The organism is Aquimarina sp. AU474 (genome assembly GCF_900312815.1).
Classification (GTDB): domain Bacteria; phylum Bacteroidota; class Bacteroidia; order Flavobacteriales; family Flavobacteriaceae; genus Aquimarina.
Map to the genome: position 1 here is coordinate 55,815 of NZ_OMPE01000005.1, position 21,635 is coordinate 77,449.

Consider the following 21,635-nt stretch of genomic DNA (forward strand, 5'->3'; position numbering starts at 1 on the left):
TATTACCACGTGCAGTAATAAATAATTGGTTAGAAAAATATTTCTACAATTATCCAACAAACAAAATAGGTTACCCGTATTCAGAGTCATTGTAAAGGATAGCGTATATCGATGTTATCCATTAGCTAGTGATCAATACATCTATTCTTGATCTACTACAGTAGATAAAAAAATTAAGCCTAAGATTACTACTAAAAATCTCAGGTCGTTAATCCATTTATAACTTAAAACCATTTTCAATTATGAAGAAAACTCTTAAATTTCTCGGATTTTTTCTTTTCTTATTGGGCATTGCTCAACCAGTATTCTCACACGGTACTGTTATTTATCCTCCTAGCAGGATTTACAATTGTTTCAACAATTCATCCACCCCCATTTGCACCCCTTGTGGCGGAGCAATTTATGAATGGAGGGGAGTTTTACAACCGGATACCAATTTCGGAAATCACCAGGCTTTAATTCCTGACGGCCAAATTGCCAGTGGTGGTAACGGTAGTGCAGTAGATTTTAGTTGTCTTGATGCACTAAGTAGTGATTGGCCAGCAACAACTGTTAATCATGGTTATATTGATGTGGAATGGACGAATACCGCACCTCATAAAACTCAATATTATAAGGTTTACATTACTCAGTTAAATTGGGACCCTACAGAACCATTACGATGGAATGACCTAATCGAAATTGGTAGTGTAGGACAAGGGCCTCCAGCATCATCTACAATTATCAGATCTTTTATTCCTGATTCTTATGCCGGTAAAAGAGCTGCTTTAGTAAGTATATGGCAAAGAGATTACAGTGAGAGTCATGAAGCATTTTATTCTGTAAGTGATATAATAGTTGAAGGTGGTGGTGCTGGATGTACTACCGGTGATGCAATAAGTGCGACTTTTACCAATAATACAGATTGTACATTACAGTATTATCAGAATAATTCTTTACAAGGGTCTGCCAATGCAGGAGGTTCTTATGCTACAACTGCTAAGGTGGGAAGCCAATGGGAAACCAGAAATCCATCAGGGGATCAAATAGGTAATTTTACTATTACTTGTAATCAAACAACCTATAACTCTACAGGACAATGTTCTGGAGGAGCTGGTTGTGCTGGTATAAGTGCTTGGTCTACCAATGCAACCTATGTTGCTGGTAATAAAGTCGTATACAATGAGGTAGAATATGAAGCCAAATGGTGGAATACAGGAAAAAACCCAGAACAAAACTCAGGTCAATGGGAAGTATGGAAAAATCTTGGATCATGTACCTCGAAGTCTAACATTACTAATGAAGCATTCTATTCTGGAGAGTTAAATTTCGTTGTCTTCCCTAACCCAGCAAAAGATGTTCTTAATCTGGAGGTTTATAATCTGAAATCTTCATCTTCTATGATGAGTATTAAAGATATCAATGGAAGGACTTTAGAAACCATAATATTAAAATCACCTGAAGGAACAACTAAAATAAATCAAACAATAAAACTAAATCATCTGTCACCAGGTATCTATTTTATGCATGTTACTACAGGAAATAAGACTCAGGTCCAAAAGATTTTCATAAAGTAATGTAAAAAAAGAAATATTATTTTTTCATCTTATTTACAAAAGGGTTGTCTAAAAAGATGTAGACAGCCCTTTTTATTATCAAGTTAAACGTTGAGCGATTAATATTTTTTTGAGCCTTAATTTTCGAGAACGCTATAAATTAAATAAGTAATAAAAAAAGCAAAACCATGAGGTTTTGCTTTTTTTGATAACGTATAACGATTAAATTATTTTATTTAACGGTTTTCTTGCCTTTAAACTTCCATTCGGTAATACCACCATCTAAATCATAAATCTTAGTAAAGCCAGCTTTTTTCATATAAGCAGAACATTTCCCGCTTCTACCGCCTCGGCCACAATACACGGCAACAGGTTTTGATTTATCAACCTTAGCTATTAATGTTTCAAAATTTTCATTTCTGAAATCTATATTAATTGCGCTATCTATATGACCTTCTTGATACTCACTAGGAGTTCTTACATCTACTAATTGAACTTCTCCCAATTTTAATAAAGAATCCATTTCTTCAACAGTAATCAACTCAACTGTTGTTGTATCATCCGAGGAATTTTTACAACTTAATATTGTTAAAACGAAAAGTGACGATAATAAGAACGATTTAATACTCATATATTCTTTTGTTATTCTTCGATTTCACCATCCCAGTTCATAAAACCTCCTATTAAGTTATAAGTAGTTTCAAAACCCATTTGCCCCATTAATGTACAGGCTTGTGCACTACGCGCTCCAGAACGACAATATACATAGTAATTTTTGGATTTATCTAATTTCTCAATTTCATCCAAAAAACCTTGTCCTTGTCTAATGTCTATATTAAGCATATTAGGTATAAAACCGTCTTCTACTTCTTCTTCGCTTCGAACGTCTAAAATTACCGCTTCGCTATCTTTAGAAATTAACTCTTGCCATTTGTCTTGTGTGATGTCTTCTGCCATTGCAATAATAAATTATACTATAATTGGACAATTATTTTTTATATTCCTTACAAATATAACAGTCCTTATTGAATGTATTGTATCGTAAATACATTCATTTCTATAAAACTTTTAATAAAAGATTAGGCTTTGATACTACAACCAATAGCTTTTGTAGTTTCTACAGGTACTTTTTCACCTTTCAATAGTGCATTCACAGCATTTTCTACATATTTTTCATTTGCAGCATCTGCATCTTTATAATTATTATCGATTGCACCTATATATCTCACTAAATTACCCTGATTGGTTTTTTCTAAGATATAAACATGTGGTGTTTTTGTAGCACCGTATTGTGGGTATATTTTTTGACCATCATCGAACAAATAAGGAAATGTAAACCCTTTTTCATTTGCTCTTATTTTCATATTCTCAAAACTATCGTCTGGATATGCTTTGGGGTTATTAGGGTTAATAGCAATCACAGGGTACCCCTTTGTTTTAAACTCTTTATCTAATGCTATAATTCTATCTTCATAAGCCACCGAATATGGACAATGATTACATGTGAAAATCACAATAAATCCTTTAGCATCAGTATAACCTGCTAGAGAAACCATAGCGTTATCAATATTTTTCAATTCAAAATCGGTCGCTACATCTCCAATTGAGTATCCACCTGTAGTTGACGATCCAGAAACTTTATCAATTGCAAAAGCACTAATAGCAATTACAAAAGCTATTCCGACAAGAATTTTTAAAGTTTTCATATGTATTTGTTTTGCGGTATTTTGTATTTAGTTTTTATTTAAAGAACTTTCTTTAATTCTTTCTCAAGTTCATTATACGTAAATGATCTTTCGTAAAAATTAACCGTATTACCTTTATATATTATAGTAGCGGGTATAGATCCAGACCACGTTTTGTTTACTTTAGGTATCCAGCTATTTGCATCTGGATCATCTAATAAAATAACCTTACTCTCTATTTGTTGTCTTTTAACAAATGGAATTAATTTAGATTCTACTTGCTTCGGTAAATCTAGGCTTACTAATATCACCTCAACCTGATCATCAGGGTATCTACTATTAATCAACTCAAAATAAGGTAATTCTGCCACACAAGGTTTACACCAAGTAGCCCAAAAATTGATTACCCTAGTCTTTCCGTCATCCATAGTTAACAAAGGCTCAAAACTATTAAAATCATACATTGGGATTTCAACACCTTTGCTTTTGTACACTTGGGTAGCATCAAGAGCAACATTCTGTTCTCCTTTACAACCTGCAAAGAACACAATACACAAAACGTAAACTATACCTCTAGACATAATACGAATTTATCAAAACTGTTAATCAACCAAAAGAAAATTAACAAGGTTTCTGGTTTTTATCTAAATATTTTCAGAATTTTTTACAAATACCCAACTTAACAGTAATACTACTTACTCTGGCAATAATACTATTTAACACAAATTGAAAAACTAACTTTAACAAACAATTAATATCAATTTATAATTTCTCAAACATAAATACATATACATTTGTATATACAAATATTGTACTTACAATTGAATATCGAAAAAATCATAAAAACTCAAGTAGAACTACCCCTTTCAAGAAAAGTGATAGTTAATCTAATGTACACAGAAAATTGGTTAATGGATAAAATCAATTCAGAATTAAAGACTCATGACATTTCTATCCAACAATTTAACGTATTACGTATTCTAAAAGGGCAAAAAGGTTGTCCCGCTAATCTCTCTACAATACAGGAAAGAATGGTTAGTAAAATGAGTAACACAACAAGGTTAGTGGATAAGCTAATACAAAAAAACTTTGTACAAAGAGCTACTTGTGTTTCTAATAGAAGAAAAGTTGAAATTACCATTACACAAGAAGGCAATACATTTCTTGAGACTGTAAGTCCGTTGATAAGTGCATTCGAACATAAACTTACCTCAAGTCTATCTGAAGAGGATATGATAACATTAAACGAACTTCTAAATAAATTAAGAACATAAAAATTAATCATTAACATAAACATTTTAAATTTTTTAAAAATCATGAAAACTAAACTTAAATCATTCATCTTAGCCATTGCTATAATTGCATCATCATCTGTTTTTGCTCAGAAAAAAGAAATTAAAACTTCTGAAAGTAGCATTAATTGGACTGGTAATAAAGTTACAGGATCACATACGGGAACATTAAATTTATCTGAAGGTCACTTCGTATTCGAAAATAATGCGATTACCGGAGGAGAATTTGTTGTAGACATGACATCTCTTGCAGTAACTGATCTTGAAGCCGGAAAAGGAAAAGAAAAGCTAGAAGGTCACCTTAATTCTGATGATTTTTTTGGTACTACAAACCACAAAACAGCAAAGCTTGTGGTAACTAAAGCAAAGAAAATTGATAAAGGATTTAAAATCGCAGGAGATCTTACTATAAAAGGTAAAACAAATCCTATCGAATTTGATCTTGAAGTAAACGGAGATGCCGCCACGACAACTTTAAAAGTTAATAGAACTAAATACGGAATCAAATATGGTTCGGGAAGCTTCTTTGATAATTTAGGTGATAAAGCAATCAGCGACGATTTCGAATTAGCAGTAAATTTAAAAATGTAATTTTTTATTATTCAAACTTATAATTAATTTATATATTTGAATCCATAAAGAAAAAAATGAAAGTAATCTTAACAAATAATTGGTGGTGGTCTACTCAAAACGAAAACGTCGTGAGATAGATCCTATTATTGTGTTAAGTAAACATATCAAAGGCTTGTCAAATCACGACAAGCCTTTTTTTGTTTCCTATTCATAAGGGTCGAAATTAAAATTATAAACGTAAAAATGAGTTACAAACTTACCACACATTACAAACAAATCCTTGCAGATACTATTACTCCAGTAAGCGTGTATTTAAAAATTAGAGATCGCTTTCCTAATAGTTTATTATTAGAAAGTAGTGATTATAGAGGTAACGAAAATAGTTTCTCTTATATCTGTTGTAATCCTATCGCTACCATCAAGGTCGAAAACGAAACCGTCTATCAAACTTTTCCTGATAAAAGTACTACAGAGACAGCTATCACAGATACCACAAATATCCCTGAGGTTATTGAGCAATTTGGTCAGTTATTCGAAGCTTCAAAAAGCGATTTCAAATTCATTAACAACGGTCTTTTCGGATATATATCCTATGATGCAGTTCGTTATTTTGAAGATATTTCTATCTCAAAAAAAGAAGGAGCTCTTAATATTCCTGATATTCATTATAACGTATATCAAAATATTATTGCAATCAACCACTTTAATAATGAAGCCTACATTTTTGCTCACACTTATAATTCTGAAAGTAATGTTGCAGAAATCGAATCATTACTAAATGTCAAAAATTTTGCTTCATACAATTTTAAGACCGTGGGAGATACTACTTCTAATCTCAACGATGAGCAATATAAAGAACATGTTACTTTGGCAAAGAAACATTGTATGCGCGGAGATGTATTTCAACTTGTGCTATCCAAACGTTTCTCTCAAAAATTTAAAGGTGACGAATTTAATGTTTATAGGGCTTTACGAAGTGTAAACCCATCTCCATACTTGTTTTATTTTGATTATGGAGATTTCAAAATCTTTGGCAGCTCTCCCGAAGCTCAATTGGTAGTAAAAGAAGGTCTTGCCGAAATTCATCCCATTGCAGGAACTTTTAAACGAACTGGTAATGATGAGCAAGATGCAGAACTCGCCAAAAAACTAGCCGTAGATGAAAAAGAAAATGCCGAACATGTAATGTTGGTAGATTTAGCGAGAAATGATTTAAGCAGAAATGGTAGCGAAGTAACTGTTGAGACATATCGAGAAATCCAATTCTATTCTCATGTAATTCATTTAGTAAGTAAAGTAACAGGAAAGAAACACACTGATACAACGACTATGCAAGTAGTTGCTGATACGTTTCCGGCAGGAACTTTGAGTGGTGCGCCAAAACATATGGCCATGCAACTTATCGAAAAATACGAAACAGTAAATCGTGATTTTTATGGTGGAGCTATAGGTTTCATGGATTTTTCTGGCAATTTTAACCATGCCATTATGATTCGTACTTTTTTAAGTAAGAATCACGAATTACATTGGCAGGCAGGTGCTGGATTAGTAAATGAATCTAATGAAGAAAACGAGTTACAAGAAGTATATAATAAACTAGGAGCATTAACAAAAGCATTAAAACTTGCTGAAGATATTTAGGAATTTAAAAACTCCATAACAACGATGAATAAAAAAGTATTAGTAATAGACAACTACGATTCATTTGTGTACAACTTAGTACATTATCTGGAAGATTTAGATTGTGAGGTTACCGTAAAAAGAAACGATCAATTACGATTAGAAGATATTGAACCTTTTCAAAAAATACTCCTTTCTCCAGGGCCAGGAGTACCAGATGAAGCGGGATTATTAAAAGATATTATTAGCAAATATGCTGCAGCCAAAAGTATTTTTGGTGTTTGTTTGGGTCAACAAGCTATCGGAGAAGTTTTTGGAGGAAGCCTTGTTAATTTAGACGAGGTATATCATGGAGTAGCTACAAATGTTACTTTATCAGTTTCTAATGAATTTCTTTTTGATGGGTTAAATCAAAATTTTGATGTAGGTAGATATCACTCTTGGGTTGTCGCTGATAAAAACTTCCCTGATTGTTTAGAGGTGACTTCATATGATCAAAATGGGCAAATTATGTCTTTACGTCATAAAGATTTAGATGTGCGAGGAGTTCAGTTTCATCCAGAATCTGTACTAACTCCTGATGGAAAAAAAATGTTAGAAAACTGGGTTAATAATTAAATCTGTTATGAAACAATTACTCAATCGATTAATCAATCACGAAACAATCTCCAAAGAAGAAGCTAAAAGTGTTTTAGTTAACATCTCTAAAGGAGCATATAATCAGAGCCAGATTGCATCTTTTCTTACGGTATATATGATGCGAAGCATAACTATTGAAGAACTTGAAGGTTTTAGAGATGCCCTTCTAGAACTTTGCTTAGCAATTGATCTTAGTGCTTATAATCCCATAGATCTCTGCGGTACTGGTGGTGATGGAAAAGATACTTTCAATATTTCAACATTATCTTCTTTCGTTTCTGCAGGCGCGGGTATTAAAGTAACCAAACATGGTAATTATGGAGTTTCTTCAAAGTGCGGGAGCTCTAATGTTATGGAACATCTTGGCATCAAATTTAGTAATGATAAAGACTTTTTAAAACGTAGTATTGATGAGGCAGGTATTTGCGTGTTGCATGCTCCCCTATTTCATCCTGCTATGAAAAATGTAGCTCCTATCCGAAGAGAGTTAGGTGTAAAAACATTCTTTAATATGCTGGGTCCAATGGTAAATCCTGCTTTTCCGAAAAATCAAATTGTGGGTGTATTTAACTTAGAACTAGCTAGAATGTATGGTTACTTATATCAAAACACTGATAAGAACTTTACTATTATTCATGCTCTAGATGGTTATGATGAAATATCACTAACCGGAAGTACTAAAACGATTTCAAACCATACAGAGGGCATTCTTACTCCTGCCGATTTTGGGGTTTCGACCTTAAAGCAGGAAGAAATTACTGGTGGTGATTCGATTTCAGAATCTGCAGAAATTTTTATGAATATTCTTAACGGTAAAGGAACAGAGGCACAAAACAATGTGATCTGCGCAAATGCAGGAATGGCAATTGCTACAGTGGATGGATTAGACCCTATACAAGGGTTTGAAAGAGCCAAAGAATCACTATTATCAGGTAAAGGCTTAAAAGCTCTTAAAAAAGTCCAAGAACTTAGTAAGAACTAATGATGAATATATTAGACAAAATAATTGCCGACAAACACAAAGAAGTCGAACTTAAGAAGAGTATAATTCCGGTAATGCAGTTAGAAAATTCTGTATTATTCGAACGCAATACCCAATCTTTGGCTACAGCGTTACGAAATAGCACTACCGGGATTATAGCAGAGCATAAAAGACGCTCTCCTTCTAAATCTGTTATTAATCAAAAAGTAAGCGTACAAGATGTGGCTATAGGTTATGAAACTGCTGAAGTTTGCGGAATGTCTGTATTAACAGACGGAAAGTATTTTGGAGGTTCTTTGGATGATCTTTTATTAGCAAGAGCTTCGGTACAACTACCTTTACTTCGTAAAGAATTTATTATTGATGAGTATCAGTTACTAGAAGCAAAAGCATACGGAGCTGATGTTATACTCTTAATAGCCGCAGTACTTTCTCGAGATCAAATTAGAACATTATCAGAGTTCGCAAAAAGCTTATCTCTTGATGTATTATTAGAGGTTCATAATCAAGAAGAATTAGAAAAATCTATTATGCCTTCTTTGGATATGTTAGGTGTAAATAACCGAAATCTAAAAACATTTGAAGTTAGTACAGATGTTAGTAAAACCCTTAGTGCTCAAATCCCAGATGATTTTGTCAAAGTATCAGAAAGTGGTATTAGCAATATTGGAGCCATAAAAGATTTAAAACCTTATGGGTATAAAGGTTTTTTAATTGGAGAAAATTTTATGAAAACCGAAAACCCTGGAGTTAGTGCTATTGAATTTATAAAAGATTTAAAATCATGAAGTTAAAAATCTGTGGAATGAAATATCAAGAAAACATGAAAGCCATCGCTAGTCTGAAGCCAGACTATTTAGGCTTTATTTTCTATGAGAAATCCCCCAGAAATTTTACTGGAACTATTGCAGAGTTACCATCAGGCATAAAAAAAACTGGAGTTTTTGTAAATGCATCTATTGATTATATCGCCGAAAAAACAGAGCAATACGGTTTTAAAGCTATTCAATTACATGGTGAGGAAACTCCTCAATTTTGTCGGGAACTGATACAAAGATTAGATGTAATATATAAAAGGATAGAGATATTTAAAGTATTCTCTATCAAAGATGATTTTAATTTTAATCTCTTAAAACCATACGAAGGCATTGTAGACTACTTCTTGTTCGATACCAAGGGAAAAGAAAAAGGAGGAAACGGATATACTTTTGATTGGAGCGCATTAGCAAAATACCCATCTAAAACCCCATTCATTTTAAGTGGTGGTATAGGGCTTGAAGAAATAGACAAAATAAAAACCATTTGCAAGACCGACTTGCCCATTTATGCTCTTGATGTTAATAGCAAATTTGAAACCCAACCAGGATTAAAAAATATTGAAGAACTAATAGAATTTAAGAAGCACATATATCCTTCAGATAAAAGAAATAAAAAAACTAAATTATGAGTTACCAAGTAAATGAAAAGGGATATTACGGAGATTTTGGAGGTGCTTACATCCCCGAAATGTTGTATCCCAATGTAGAAGAGTTACGCAAGAGTTATCTAGAAATCACAAATAAACCTTCTTTTAAGGAAGAATTCGATCAGTTACTCAAAGATTATGTAGGTCGTCCTTCTCCTTTATATTTTGCTAAACGACTTTCTGAAAAACACAACACCAAAGTATACCTTAAACGTGAAGATCTTAATCATACAGGAGCCCATAAAGTAAATAATACAATAGGGCAAATACTGGTTGCTAAACGATTAGGCAAAAATCGAATTATTGCCGAAACTGGGGCAGGACAACATGGAGTAGCTACAGCTACTGTTTGTGCCCTAATGGGAATCCAGTGTGTCGTTTATATGGGTGAAATAGATATTAAACGTCAAGCTCCCAATGTTGCCAGAATGAAAATGCTTGGCGCAGAGGTTATACCTGCCAAATCTGGTAGTAAAACACTTAAAGATGCTACTAACGAAGCGATACGCGATTGGATTAACAATCCTGTTGATACACATTATATTATTGGATCTGCTATAGGACCTCATCCATATCCTGATATGGTTACAAGGTTTCAATCTATTATTTCTGAAGAGATTAAATGGCAACTTAAAGAAAAAGAAGGCAGAGAAAACCCAGATTATGTAGTCGCTTGTATTGGTGGCGGTAGCAATGCTGCAGGAACTTATTATCACTTTCTTGATGAATCCGAGGTAGGTATCATAGCTGTAGAAGCAGCCGGTAAAGGCGTACATAGTGGCGAAAGTGCTGCTACTTCTCAATTGGGTAATGAGGGTATCATTCATGGTTGTAAAACATTACTTATGCAAACGCCAGATGGGCAAATCACAGAGCCATATTCTATCTCAGCTGGTCTTGATTATCCAGGAGTTGGGCCATTACACTCTCATTTATACAAATCGGGTCGAGGAGAATTTTACTCGGTTACAGATGACGATGCCATGACCGCAGGTTTAGAATTATCTCAATTAGAAGGAATCATTCCGGCGATAGAATCTTCTCATGCATTGGCCATTTTTAATGATAAAAAATTTAAGCCTGAGGATATCGTAGTCATTAGTCTTTCTGGACGTGGAGATAAAGACCTAAACACTTACATTGATTACTTTAAATTATAACACATCATCATGACAGAAAATAAAACACTGATGAAAAACAGAATAAACCAAAAGTTAGCTGAAGAAAAAAAGTTGCTTTCTATATACTTTACTGCAGGATACCCATCCCTTCAAGATACTGTAAAAGTAATTGAAGATCTAGAAAATAGTGGTGTAGATATGATCGAAATAGGATTACCTTTTAGTGATCCATTAGCAGATGGTCCAACCATTCAAGAAAGTTCGACCATTGCCCTTAAAAATGGAATGACCACTAAAATCCTTTTTGAGCAGTTAAAAGATATTAGACAATCTGTAAATATTCCTTTAGTTATAATGGGATATTTTAATCCTATGATGCAATATGGAGTAGAAGCATTTTGTGCTAAATGCCAGGAAATCGGTATTGATGGGTTAATAATTCCGGATTTACCAGTTGCCGAGTATAATGAACATTATAGAAAAACATTTGAAAAGTATGGATTAATCAATGTATTTTTAATTACTCCTCAGACCTCAGACGACCGTATTAGGTTTATTGATAATGTTTCTAATGGTTTTATTTACATGGTGAGTTCGGCAAGTACAACGGGGGCAAAAAACACCTTTGGTAATGTACAACAGGAGTATTTTGAGCGTATCGAAAAATTGCAATTAAAAAACCCACAAATTGTAGGTTTTGGGATTAGCAATAATGAGACCTTTACACAAGCTACTAAAACAGCTAAAGGAGCCATTATTGGCTCAGCTTTTATTAAACATTTAACTCTTAATGGAATAGATACGATAAATGACTTTGTCAAAGGAATTAGATGATCAGCAAGATCTCTCCTATTGAGATTGAAAATTAATGTCTATTTCTTTTTTTCTATATAAATCCTTACATTAGTAATGTACACAAAATCAATTATCTAACTATTCCGTAAATAAACGGATACAAAACTTAATGTATGGGTAAAGGAGATAAAAAAACACGTCGTGGTAAAATTTGTATTGGCACTTTTGGCAGATTAAGGCCTCGCAAAAAATCAAAAATTAATACAGTTGCAAAGCCAAAAGCTAAAACGGTTACCAAAAAAACAGCTACAAAGAAAACAACAAAAAAGAAGACTGAAAAAGAATCAGAATAAGCTAAAATAACTTCTTGAAGACCCTAAAATTCAAAATAAAGATTTTAGGGCTTTTTCTTTTAATTGCCTTAATGAAGATCTTGAAGAAATTGTGTGCATTTTTAGCCTTTTATTATACGGGTAGCGCTACTTAAAGAAAGGTAATTTAAAAATGTTTACGGTATTGTAATACTCTAAAATCAATTGTATTGAATTTAGGATTGCTGTTTTTAAGATTTTTATATTGTAGCATACTCCCAATTGCTCGATTTGCTGATCCGGAAGGAGCAGTTAATGAAACAGTTTTAACAATCCGATCTTCAATATTAAATTTATGAACCCTAGGAATTTCGTTAGATACTAATTCTAATTTTATACCATATTCTTTGATATGCCTTCTAAAAAAATATTCAGGTCCGTTTTTGCTATTTCCTCCTGTAAAAATTAGTGTATCTATTTTAGGATATTGTTTTAAATACGATATAATATCTCTAAGTTTTACATTTTGCATCCCCAAATCCGAAGCATCAATTTTATCCCGTTCACAACGGTCTACAATATCGCATACTCCAATTCCTTTACTGATTAAAAATTTTTTTCGTTGATCGGCTGCATATGTAGTAGTTTCATATTTAAGATCTAGTTCAAAAATACGATCCAACACAGGCCACAATAATCCATTACTACTACCATAACAAAAATCAACATCTCTCTTATTAAGTTCACCTGTAGTAAAACGTGGCGGCGGGAGTGTGCCTACGATAAGCTTAGTGGCTCCTTCGGGAAAAAAGGGTTGATATGGATGAATATGTTGAAACAAATTACTATCTAAAATTGAAAATAAATAAATGGCTGAAAATCTGCCGCGTAGGTTTGATAACAAATAATTGCGACAACTATTACCACCAGTCCCTTAACGATCATATTACTTTTAATAAAAAGACCTTCTATCCAATCTTTGGTACTATATGGTAGCCAATGAGTAATGTATCCAACTAACATTACAATAAACACAACACGATATTCCCATAGAACTAAAAGAGCATTTTGCCAATCCATATTGGTCATCACTTGTTGATAAAAGCGATTGATATGATCCATACTATTACCTCTGAAATAAATCCGTGTAAACGTTATAAATACGAAAGTCAAGGCAATTCTCCATAATAAAGCATACCATGCTTTAGAATTCTCATACGGGCTAATTTTTCGCCAATATTTAAAGGTCACAATTCCTATTCCGTTAAGACCTCCCCAAATTACAAATTTCCATGAGGCCCCATGCCACAAACCTCCTACCAACATCGTGATCATAATATTAACATTTCGATTAAAATGCCATGCTATTCTAGAAGAAAACAAGGTAACAATCAGTAATAAACCAGCGCCAGCAGTAGCAATAATGGCTATCCCAAAATCAGCATAAGCAAATGCCCCTAAAAACGTAAACACTATGATAAAAACATAAGAAAAAATACTACCGTTACGATTACCCCCAATAGGAATGTACAAATAATCCTTAAGCCAACTGGATAAAGATATATGCCATCGTTTCCAGAAATCACCACAATGAATCGCTTTGTACGGAGAATTAAAATTAACTGGCAATTTATATCCCATAAGCATAGCTAATCCTATTGCAATATCTGTATATCCCGAAAAATCCCCATAAATCTGCAAGGAGTATCCAAACATTGCCATGATATTTGTAAACCCAGAAAACATCTCTGGCACATCGAATACTCTGTCCATAAAATTGGCAGCTATATAATCGGCAAACAACATTTTTTTAATCAATCCCTTTAAAATCATATACGAAGCTCGACCAAACTCTTCTTTGGTAATATTGATATGCTTTCTAATTTGAGGCACAAAATCAGATGCCCTAACGATGGGTCCTGCCACTAATTGAGGAAAGAAACTCACAAAAAAACCAAAATCAATAATTGAATGTAATGGTTTGATTTGTTTCCTATAAATATCTACACTATAACTGATTGTTTGAAATGTATAAAATGAAATTCCTACAGGAAGTATTATCTTATCTACGGTAAAGTAATCTGTGGCCGTCCATGTATTCGTCCATTGGGCTAAATAATTGATTACCTCATAATCTGTTTGAAATAGATAATTGTACGATTCTGTAAAAAAGTATGCATATTTGAAATAGAATAGCGTACCTAAATTAATAATTACACTAATGGCAACTAGTGTTTTCTTAATACTATCTGATTTACTTTTATAAATCGCTTTACCAAGAAAAAAATCATTTACCGTACTAAATAATAAAATACCAATAAAAAGTCCACTAGTTTTATAATAGAATAGAATGCTAATTGCAAAAAGGTAAGCACTTCGTAAATTTTGTTTGCGATAAAGCAATGAATATATAAAGTATACCGCCGCAAAGAACACCCAAAAATCGGCTTGGGTAAAGATTAACGGAGAATCTTCAGAAAAAGAAAATATGTCAATCAGTCTATTCATTAATAATCTTATTCAAAATAGAGTTTGACGGTAATTTTAATTCATTTTCCCATGAATTTGCCAAGGCTTGTAATAACAGATCAGCTTTAATACGATATCCCATTACCGTAAAATGAATTCTATCTCTAGGCATTAACTTATTATTATACCAATCCCTTGAGGAATTAAATCCTCCCATGATCTCATAAAAATCCCAAACTGCCATTTGTTGTTCTTTTGCTACTTCATAAATAATCTTTTGAGCAATTCTAGTTCTGGGGTTAGGAAATTTCTTCTTATAATACGAATCATTAGGCACGGTAAGTAATACAGCACAATCAGGATTAGCTTTTTGCACTAATTTTATAAGACTGGTATAATACTTCTTATACTCATCGGGATTAAAATCTGGATGATATGCGTCATTTGTACCAACCGAAACGATAAATAGATCGGGTTTATATAGCATGAGTTGGGTATCAAAATATTTACACCTGTCATAGTATGAAAAACTCCCTCCGTTTACGCCAATAGAAGTATACTGAACACCTTTATTATCATTCATCAACTCTATCCCCATCATTAAGAACTCTGAGTTTTCTACATCTTCTACTCTTTGTATACAAAAATCTATTTCTTCTACTTTTCTGTTAAGAGTATACTCTACAAAATGTGCTTCTTTATTTTCGATAATATTAGATACTAAAGAATCTTCCTTAAAAGATATTTCATAATCCTCACTCCAATTATCATAAAAAATTCTGATCTTATTAAAATCATACATTCTTTCATGATAGTTATTTCCATTAGCAATTATTTTTACATTTGCTACAGAATCTTTAAAGACTGCAGTCACTCCGGATAATCCCCACGCCACACTATCCTTACGCACAGAACACCGATACCCAGACCATTGCCCATCATATTTTACTCTATAATTACCAGGGTTATTTGTTTTTGCGATACTGAAAGGATATATAAACCCACGTTGTCCTTTTGCCGTAGGACTCATAGTCTGCAAATAGGATCGCAAACGATTTGAATAAATATCCGCTTGGATATGGGATCCTCCTATATGGAAAATATGAAGATCCTCTTTACCTCCTTTTGCAATGGTATCCAATTTATGAAACAACTTCTTGAAAGCTGGAGATTTCTCTGCCATCTTAATTTCATTCGCTTTCCAATTTATAAAAGGATACTTGGATTGTATGGTATCTAAAACATAAGTTTGCGCCATTAGTGGGGCCGCAAAAAGCCATACATAAAAAAACATTTTTTTATGCTTCATCATTGTTATCAGGTTCTTTAAGGTCAAGGTATAGGGCTGTAAAAAATAGTTCAGAAATTATCTTAGTTCCTTTCCAGGTAAAATGCATATAGTCTTTGGCAGTGAGTTTTTCATCTACCCATAACTCCATTGATCCTTTGCCTCCCATTGCATTATACATACTCCAATAAGCAACATTATTATCTAAACATGTATTCATTAATTTTTCATTAAGATACGGTAATAATGGGTAGGTTTCCATTTTACCATTTACAGGAAGACACATATCTGTTGGACCAATAAATATAAAACTAGCTTTTTTAGCCCTGCGACGAATCCAATTTACTTGGTTTTTTATTCTGTTCGCATAGTTATCAACGTCTGTAGAATCTTTTAGATATGGCATTGTATTTCCACCATATTGCATAATAACAATTTTTGGTTTTAATTGTCGTACCATTCTACTATAAGTGGTTGCATTAGATCGGGTAAAAATAGTTCCCGAAGCACCGCGCATGGCAATATTATCGATTTGGACTCTAGATCCACCATCTAATGTTAACCCATAAAAATCTGCACTTACTTTACCTTCAAGTTCAATTTTTAAATCTGTAGGTGTTATAGATGTTCTTATCTTGTACTGATGATATTTACCATCGGCAATTAGGCTATCTTGTTGGATCAAATCCCCATTATTGTACACTGATATTTTGATTGGAAAATTGCTATTCCCATAATGCAATCCAATGTTTGTAAACCTTCTAAATTTGGCATATGTTTTTTTAGATTTACCAATAACTACAGATGCCTTAATGATAGGCAAGGAATCTATTGCAGTACTATCAGGAAGTGTTTTTTGATAATCTGTAAAACGAGATACCGACATAAATGCTCCATATTTCTTGTGCGAAAACTTCTTTTTGGTAGGATCAAAAAATGCATACCGTTGCCATTGTTCACTGGGCTCTACTATTGCACTTATTTGACGATACACTGGCATTAATGGGATAAAACCAGGACCACTACCCCCATACATATGCTGTAATCTATTTCGTAAATAAGCAGTGATTCGATCTCCTTCAATTTGCGAATCACCATAATGTAAAATCCTACATGATCTAGACGACAACTTTGTTCTCAATTCATTTGCGAAATTTTGATTACTATCAGGGTACCTAATTCTAACCAATTGGGTGGTATCAATTTTCGAAAAATCTGGTAATTGTTTTATTTGTTGAACCTCGGCAACATCATTTGTATTTTCTTTGGTTTCAATCTCTAAGGGTGTTACAATTTCTGTAACTTTAAGGATATCCTGACGTCTAAGCGAAGAGTCTTTATCTAATCCCAAAAAGGTAGTATATGATGGGTATTTAAGAGATACACCTTCATACGAAAATCCGTCGTCTTGAGTTTGTTTTTTTTGCACTCCCCCTTTTTGACTCAAAAACATAAGTCCAAACAACGCTCCTAAGACGAATAGGATAAATAATGATATTTGGATAGGCTTAATTTTCAACGTTTCCTAGGGATATTTTCTACTTTTTAGTAAAAATAGAAAGATTTCGGAAACTACAAAGGAGTTTTACCCGTAGTTAGCCCTAATTACGAGATATTTATAGAAAATTAGTTTAGTACAAATTAAAGAGAAGATTCTAGTTTTTTAACATCATTTACAACATCTTTATACTTTATACGATTAGGTTTTGACATATGTTGTGATTCTGAAATAATCTCCAATAAAATTTCCTTACCATCCTTACTCTTTCCCTTATCTATAAAATATTGAGCTAATATGTATCTTTCACGATAGTTCGAATATCGTTGATCTATGGCCTTTAAATTTTCTTCAGCTTCTTCTGATCGTTCTAATTCTTCAAGTGCTAACCCGTATAAAAACTGACTTTTCGAGCCTTTGAAACCAGGTTTACCTACTATTTTTTCAGCACAAAAAACAGTTTTATCATGATCGCCAGTTTTAGAATAACTAACTATTAATTTCTTAACAACACCATCATCTTTACTGTAATCATCTTTTATTGCTTTTTCATATGTTGCAATAGCATTGTTATAATCTCCTGCTTCAAAAAAAGCATCAGCCAAATTTACATGATTTTGAAAAGTATCTGCAAAATCTAATTGTTTTTGCAAATCGTTTATTTTTTTGGAAGGATTTATCATCTGTACAATTTCATCTTGTACAACATCAAGATTTGTTTTATTAAAAACCTGAGTAACTACATAAATAAGACTACCGAGTACAGGCAAAAATATAATCACAAAAAACCAATAGTAATCTTTTCTATTTTTAATTGCATGAAATATACAAAAGCCTTGCAAGATAATAATCAAAAAGTATAGCATGACTGCAAAAATAGATAAAACTATTCAATAATAACTTTGCTTTTTTTCATACTTGCATATTACAAATATGAGCTTATTCAAATTTCTCATTTCTCTTAGAATAAGAGGTTTTTTATTTAAAATCAAGAGCTATTTCACTTACTGTTAACCTTTAGTTAATTAATTTTCGTTTTAAAAAAGCCAAGTGAAATTTATTAGATTTGAGTATTAATAATTTTTAAATATATATTTTATGAAAAAACAAAATTTAAAAAATTTAGCTTTAAACAAGAATATGATTTCTCGTTTAAAACAAGGAACGATTACAGGAGGAAATGATAATCAAACTCATCCTTGCAATCTTTCAGTTGAACGAAATGTTCCTTGCCATTTTGATTATAAATATTAATCAAACATTTTAAAAAGGGAGCCTCCCCCCCTTTATTAATATTATTTCTAAGTAAGTACCAAGTCATCCATCAGTTTCGACTATAGTTATGAGAAAAAACTGAATTGCCAGTAATTATATACATCAAGCTCACATTGATTGGTAATCCCTACTCCTTAACTTAACAAACTACTGTTTCAAAATACAAAACAGCCCACTACCTATATAGAAGATAGCAGGCTTTATTTTTTTATTCAGAGTAATGTGACGTTTTAAGTTTCTTTTTTACGCCCCTTCCTTCTTAAAGGATCTATACATTGTGAACCTCTTTTACACTGTTTAAAAAACTAATTGCATTAGCAATTTCTTCTGCCAAAGGTTGAGTTAATTCTTGTGATTCGTCTGGAGGAGAAAGCGCTAAGTAATATCCTATAACTTGTGGAGATTTAAATTTAACTACAAGTTCTCCAGTCTCGGTATTGACAGAAACAGATTCAGAAGAATCACTGGAGCTATCAACAGATGAAGAATTAAAAAGAAAAAAACCACCCCCTGCACTAGCCGTAGAACTAGCAAATTGCTTAACACGTTCGGTAAGCGAAAAATCAAAGTTCATTTTGATAGAGACATCTTTTGCAATTAACAAAGAAACCGGATAACACGGTAATGTTGTTTTTTGTAGTTCGGCCTGGAGATCTTCATTTTCAAGAATCTTTTTTGTGGTAATGTCACTATTAGCTGTAAAACGCGTGTTACCCGAACGAAAATAATTAGAGCTTTTTTGTAAAATACTAGGATCCATCCAATTACGCCTCATGTTCACTTTTTTCACGAGCATTCCAATTTGAATTTTAGAGTCTTCTGACATAAACTCATTGGCAAAATCTGAAGTTTGTGATTGCTGTTGACTTCCATAAGAGCCAAAGAAAAAGTTTGCTCCCCATTCTCTCTTGGTAAACGTTGTGGACATACGTTCTGTAGACTCCATTTGCCCCTTCTCCAAGGTCATCAAAATTTCTGTCCAAGTATCTGGATTATTAGAAGCATAAGCATCCGGCTCATTTAATTTATCATAATCACTACGCGGTGTCATAGCCCCATCATTGTTTTGAGATATGGCATTTTCGGTTAACGGAACGTAGGCGCCTTTGATTTCATCTTGATTTTCAACATCTGGGTCAAACATTTTTTTCCACATAACCATAGAGGACTGTAACAATTGTGCCTGAACCTGACGAAGATTATCAAGTCTGATTTTGAGCTGTTCTATGTAACTAAAAATCCATTTTAGGTTTGTTTGTCTACCTTGAGACTCAAGCCAAGCTGTAGCTGCTCCGGCAAGAGTAGATCCTGCATTCAAAGCTTTATCTTGCTGTTCCCAAACACCATTTTGTTGATTCACAATTTTTTCAGTAAATTCAGTAACTCGGGCATAAGTAGCTTCTCCTGCACCTAATCCATATGAACTATGAATAGCATTGGCGAGGTTCTGAGTTAAATCTTGATCTCCTACTGCAGTTTTTGTCATCGCAGAAACAAACTTCTCTGTAGTTGTTGAAAAAGAAGTTGTATAGGCTGCTACTGCTTCTACTACTACATAAACAGATTCACCCCAATTTTGAGCTAAAGTGGTACGTTCTAACGCAAATGTGTTTAAGGCAGTTTTGAACTCTGCAAGACGATTTTTTGTTTCTTCATCCGTAATATCCGGCATGATAGCAGACCAAGCCTGGATTTCGGATTGTAAAGCTCGCACACTGGTCGATATATCCTGAAACCGGGCTGCCGGGGTAGAGAGCATATCTAATTTCCCAACTTTAGTTTTAAGGTCGGTTGACCAGGTTAACGGAACAGCAGTTGATGGCGCATATTCTCCTCCTCCATATTCTATAGGAATAGGAATACGAAAATCTCTAATTTGACCTTTTGCCCGCATCAAATCCTGATCATTACTAGTATCCAAAATAGAAATAGCAGCCTCCCATTCACGTAAAGGAAATTCTGCCAAAAGATTTTGATGAGCTTCATTGATTTCATTCAGAAAACTTCGGGCGTTGATATTGTACCACTCCAGATACGCATTATTTTGCTTATCAGGTTGATTAGGATATTGAGATTCTATACGCGCGCGTTCCTCAGTTTGTGCTTTATCCCATGATTTCTTGGCCGACAAGTATTTTGAATACAATCTATCGAACCATTGAGTTACTGTTACTTCTACATCTTCACCATTTTCATTAATCACAATGGTTTGTTGTAGTTTGTCTCGAATGATCTTTTGCAAGTTAATGAGTTCAGAATTTGGAATAGGACCAAGACCATTAATTGTGGACATGTATCGATCAGATACACGACTTCCATCTGTTTGTGTAATTGGAGATGGTGGAATATACATGTCTAATAATTGTGAGGTCAATGCTCTAACATCTGCCGGCATTACATAATCAGTTTCATTTGCATCCCAGTCCAATGCGCCTTCATCCAATACTGTTGCTGGCCAATTTAGAGCAAACATTTGGTAAGGATTATTGTTCCCAACTGCATTCACTATTCCATCGTAAAGAATGGAGGTGAAATTTGTTGGTTTTGGTTCTTCTTCTATGCTTCTTTCTCCATTCGACAAGTTATTATTAAAAGTTTTTTTTCTTTCTTTAATTAACCGATTGTCGATTACTTTCTTCTTACTTTTTACAGGTAAATCAATTGTGTTTTGCTTTTTTTCTTCCATGACGATTATCTTTAAAAAATTAATTAATACGCTAATTATTAGGTTATTATTAATTTGGAGTGAATCAAACTTATCAAGAAGTTTTGTTTTATTTATAAGTACAAATACTTGAATTTCGAAAACAGGGAAATACACTTAGTTCAGGCTTGACTATCTGGAAGTCTTGAGGTAACTTAAATTTTAATTATGAATTAAAAGAATCAATTTTGAGAGGTCAAAAACCTGATGGTTTTTTGATACTAATTTTTTCAAAAAAAACCTTCAGTAAGGATACAATTAGCCGATTACATCAGGCAAAACATGTAGTGGTGAAGAAACTATCACAGATAGTTATCATTCGATTCTTGATACTTGTAGAATAACAAAAAGTTAGATGAGTCAGATGTTCTTTAGATTAAAAT

21 protein-coding genes and 1 pseudogene are annotated in these 21,635 nt (G+C 33.2%); 12 read left to right on the plus strand and 10 right to left on the minus strand.

From position 1 onward, the window contains the following. Positions 1–242 precede the first annotated feature (242 nt). Positions 243–1,556 carry a lytic polysaccharide monooxygenase gene (locus DK508_RS03005; RefSeq protein ID WP_109299274.1) on the plus strand — a complete coding sequence of 438 codons (1,314 nt, stop codon included), beginning with the start codon at positions 243–245 and terminating at the stop codon, positions 1,554–1,556. Positions 1,557–1,767: 211 nt separating this feature from the next. Here DK508_RS03005 and DK508_RS03010 read toward each other — a convergent pair whose 3' ends face one another. The 4 genes from DK508_RS03010 to DK508_RS03025 form a co-directional block, all read right to left on the minus strand. Continuing rightward, positions 1,768–2,166, minus strand: coding sequence for a rhodanese-like domain-containing protein (locus DK508_RS03010; RefSeq protein WP_109299275.1), 399 nt, complete (start codon positions 2,164–2,166; stop codon positions 1,768–1,770). A gap of 11 nt (positions 2,167–2,177) precedes the next feature. Beyond that, complete coding sequence (locus tag DK508_RS03015) at positions 2,178–2,492, minus strand: rhodanese-like domain-containing protein (RefSeq protein ID WP_109299276.1); 315 nt, start codon at positions 2,490–2,492, stop codon at positions 2,178–2,180. Between the two features lie 122 nt (positions 2,493–2,614). Further along, positions 2,615–3,241, minus strand: a complete 627-nt coding sequence (locus DK508_RS03020) for a thioredoxin family protein (RefSeq protein WP_109299277.1) — start codon at positions 3,239–3,241, stop codon at positions 2,615–2,617. Positions 3,242–3,279: 38 nt separating this feature from the next. Beyond that, a complete protein-coding gene (locus DK508_RS03025; RefSeq protein ID WP_109299278.1) occupies positions 3,280–3,801 on the minus strand; it encodes a TlpA disulfide reductase family protein in 522 nt (173 codons plus the stop codon). A gap of 330 nt (positions 3,802–4,131) precedes the next feature. Here DK508_RS03025 and DK508_RS03030 point away from each other — a divergent pair, with 330 nt between their 5' ends. From DK508_RS03030 to DK508_RS21405, 10 genes and pseudogenes are all read left to right on the plus strand, one after another. Next, on the plus strand, positions 4,132–4,494 hold the full coding sequence (locus tag DK508_RS03030) for a MarR family winged helix-turn-helix transcriptional regulator (protein WP_370443813.1): 363 nt from the start codon (positions 4,132–4,134) through the stop codon (positions 4,492–4,494). 42 nt (positions 4,495–4,536) lie between these two features. Continuing rightward, positions 4,537–5,103 carry a YceI family protein gene (locus DK508_RS03035; protein WP_109299280.1) on the plus strand — a complete coding sequence of 189 codons (567 nt, stop codon included), beginning with the start codon at positions 4,537–4,539 and terminating at the stop codon, positions 5,101–5,103. Positions 5,104–5,328: 225 nt separating this feature from the next. Beyond that, on the plus strand, positions 5,329–6,726 hold the full coding sequence (locus DK508_RS03040) for an anthranilate synthase component I family protein (RefSeq protein WP_109299281.1): 1,398 nt from the start codon (positions 5,329–5,331) through the stop codon (positions 6,724–6,726). A gap of 24 nt (positions 6,727–6,750) precedes the next feature. Next, positions 6,751–7,323 carry an aminodeoxychorismate/anthranilate synthase component II gene (locus DK508_RS03045; protein ID WP_109299282.1) on the plus strand — a complete coding sequence of 191 codons (573 nt, stop codon included), beginning with the start codon at positions 6,751–6,753 and terminating at the stop codon, positions 7,321–7,323. 7 nt (positions 7,324–7,330) lie between these two features. Then, the gene (trpD, locus tag DK508_RS03050) at positions 7,331–8,326 is read left to right on the plus strand and encodes an anthranilate phosphoribosyltransferase (protein ID WP_109299283.1); all 996 of its coding nucleotides are present in this window, start codon (positions 7,331–7,333) and stop codon (positions 8,324–8,326) included. A 2-nt stretch (positions 8,327–8,328) separates the two neighbouring features. Further along, positions 8,329–9,114 carry an indole-3-glycerol phosphate synthase TrpC gene (gene trpC / locus DK508_RS03055; protein WP_109299580.1) on the plus strand — a complete coding sequence of 262 codons (786 nt, stop codon included), beginning with the start codon at positions 8,329–8,331 and terminating at the stop codon, positions 9,112–9,114. Continuing rightward, a complete protein-coding gene (locus DK508_RS03060; RefSeq protein ID WP_200831835.1) occupies positions 9,111–9,773 on the plus strand; it encodes a phosphoribosylanthranilate isomerase in 663 nt (220 codons plus the stop codon). Before trpC ends, DK508_RS03060 begins: the two co-directional genes overlap by 4 nt. After that, positions 9,770–10,951, plus strand: a complete 1,182-nt coding sequence (gene trpB, locus DK508_RS03065) for a tryptophan synthase subunit beta (RefSeq protein ID WP_109299284.1) — start codon at positions 9,770–9,772, stop codon at positions 10,949–10,951. Before DK508_RS03060 ends, trpB begins: the two co-directional genes overlap by 4 nt. A 30-nt stretch (positions 10,952–10,981) precedes the next feature. Further along, entirely contained in the window at positions 10,982–11,746 is a 765-nt protein-coding gene (trpA, locus tag DK508_RS03070; protein WP_109299582.1) for a tryptophan synthase subunit alpha, read from the plus strand. A gap of 134 nt (positions 11,747–11,880) precedes the next feature. Then, positions 11,881–11,967 (plus strand): annotated as a pseudogene (locus DK508_RS21405) (30S ribosomal protein THX); the annotation flags it as partial. 238 nt (positions 11,968–12,205) lie between these two features. On the opposite strand, the gene DK508_RS03080 reads toward DK508_RS21405, so the two are convergent. From DK508_RS03080 to DK508_RS03100, 5 genes are all read right to left on the minus strand, one after another. Continuing rightward, complete coding sequence (locus tag DK508_RS03080) at positions 12,206–12,859, minus strand: uracil-DNA glycosylase family protein (RefSeq protein WP_109299286.1); 654 nt, start codon at positions 12,857–12,859, stop codon at positions 12,206–12,208. Positions 12,860–12,867: 8 nt separating this feature from the next. Next, positions 12,868–14,526 carry an MBOAT family protein gene (locus DK508_RS03085; RefSeq protein WP_109299287.1) on the minus strand — a complete coding sequence of 553 codons (1,659 nt, stop codon included), beginning with the start codon at positions 14,524–14,526 and terminating at the stop codon, positions 12,868–12,870. After that, complete coding sequence (locus tag DK508_RS03090) at positions 14,519–15,799, minus strand: GDSL-type esterase/lipase family protein (protein WP_109299288.1); 1,281 nt, start codon at positions 15,797–15,799, stop codon at positions 14,519–14,521. The genes DK508_RS03085 and DK508_RS03090 overlap by 8 nt, the downstream gene beginning before the upstream one ends. Continuing rightward, complete coding sequence (locus DK508_RS03095; protein WP_160114544.1) at positions 15,786–17,294, minus strand: lipase; 1,509 nt, start codon at positions 17,292–17,294, stop codon at positions 15,786–15,788. The genes DK508_RS03090 and DK508_RS03095 overlap by 14 nt, the downstream gene beginning before the upstream one ends. A 122-nt stretch (positions 17,295–17,416) precedes the next feature. Continuing rightward, positions 17,417–18,055 (minus strand): tetratricopeptide repeat protein, encoded by a 639-nt coding sequence (locus DK508_RS03100; protein ID WP_160114545.1) that lies wholly within the window; start codon positions 18,053–18,055, stop codon positions 17,417–17,419. A 316-nt stretch (positions 18,056–18,371) separates the two neighbouring features. Between DK508_RS03100 and DK508_RS21035 the strand changes: the two genes are divergently transcribed. Beyond that, on the plus strand, positions 18,372–18,527 hold the full coding sequence (locus DK508_RS21035) for a hypothetical protein (RefSeq protein WP_160114546.1): 156 nt from the start codon (positions 18,372–18,374) through the stop codon (positions 18,525–18,527). A gap of 289 nt (positions 18,528–18,816) precedes the next feature. On the opposite strand, the gene DK508_RS03105 is transcribed toward DK508_RS21035, so the two are convergent. After that, positions 18,817–21,234: a hypothetical protein gene (locus DK508_RS03105; RefSeq protein ID WP_109299291.1), complete on the minus strand. Its 2,418-nt coding sequence runs from the start codon at positions 21,232–21,234 to the stop codon at positions 18,817–18,819. Positions 21,235–21,635 lie beyond the last annotated feature (401 nt).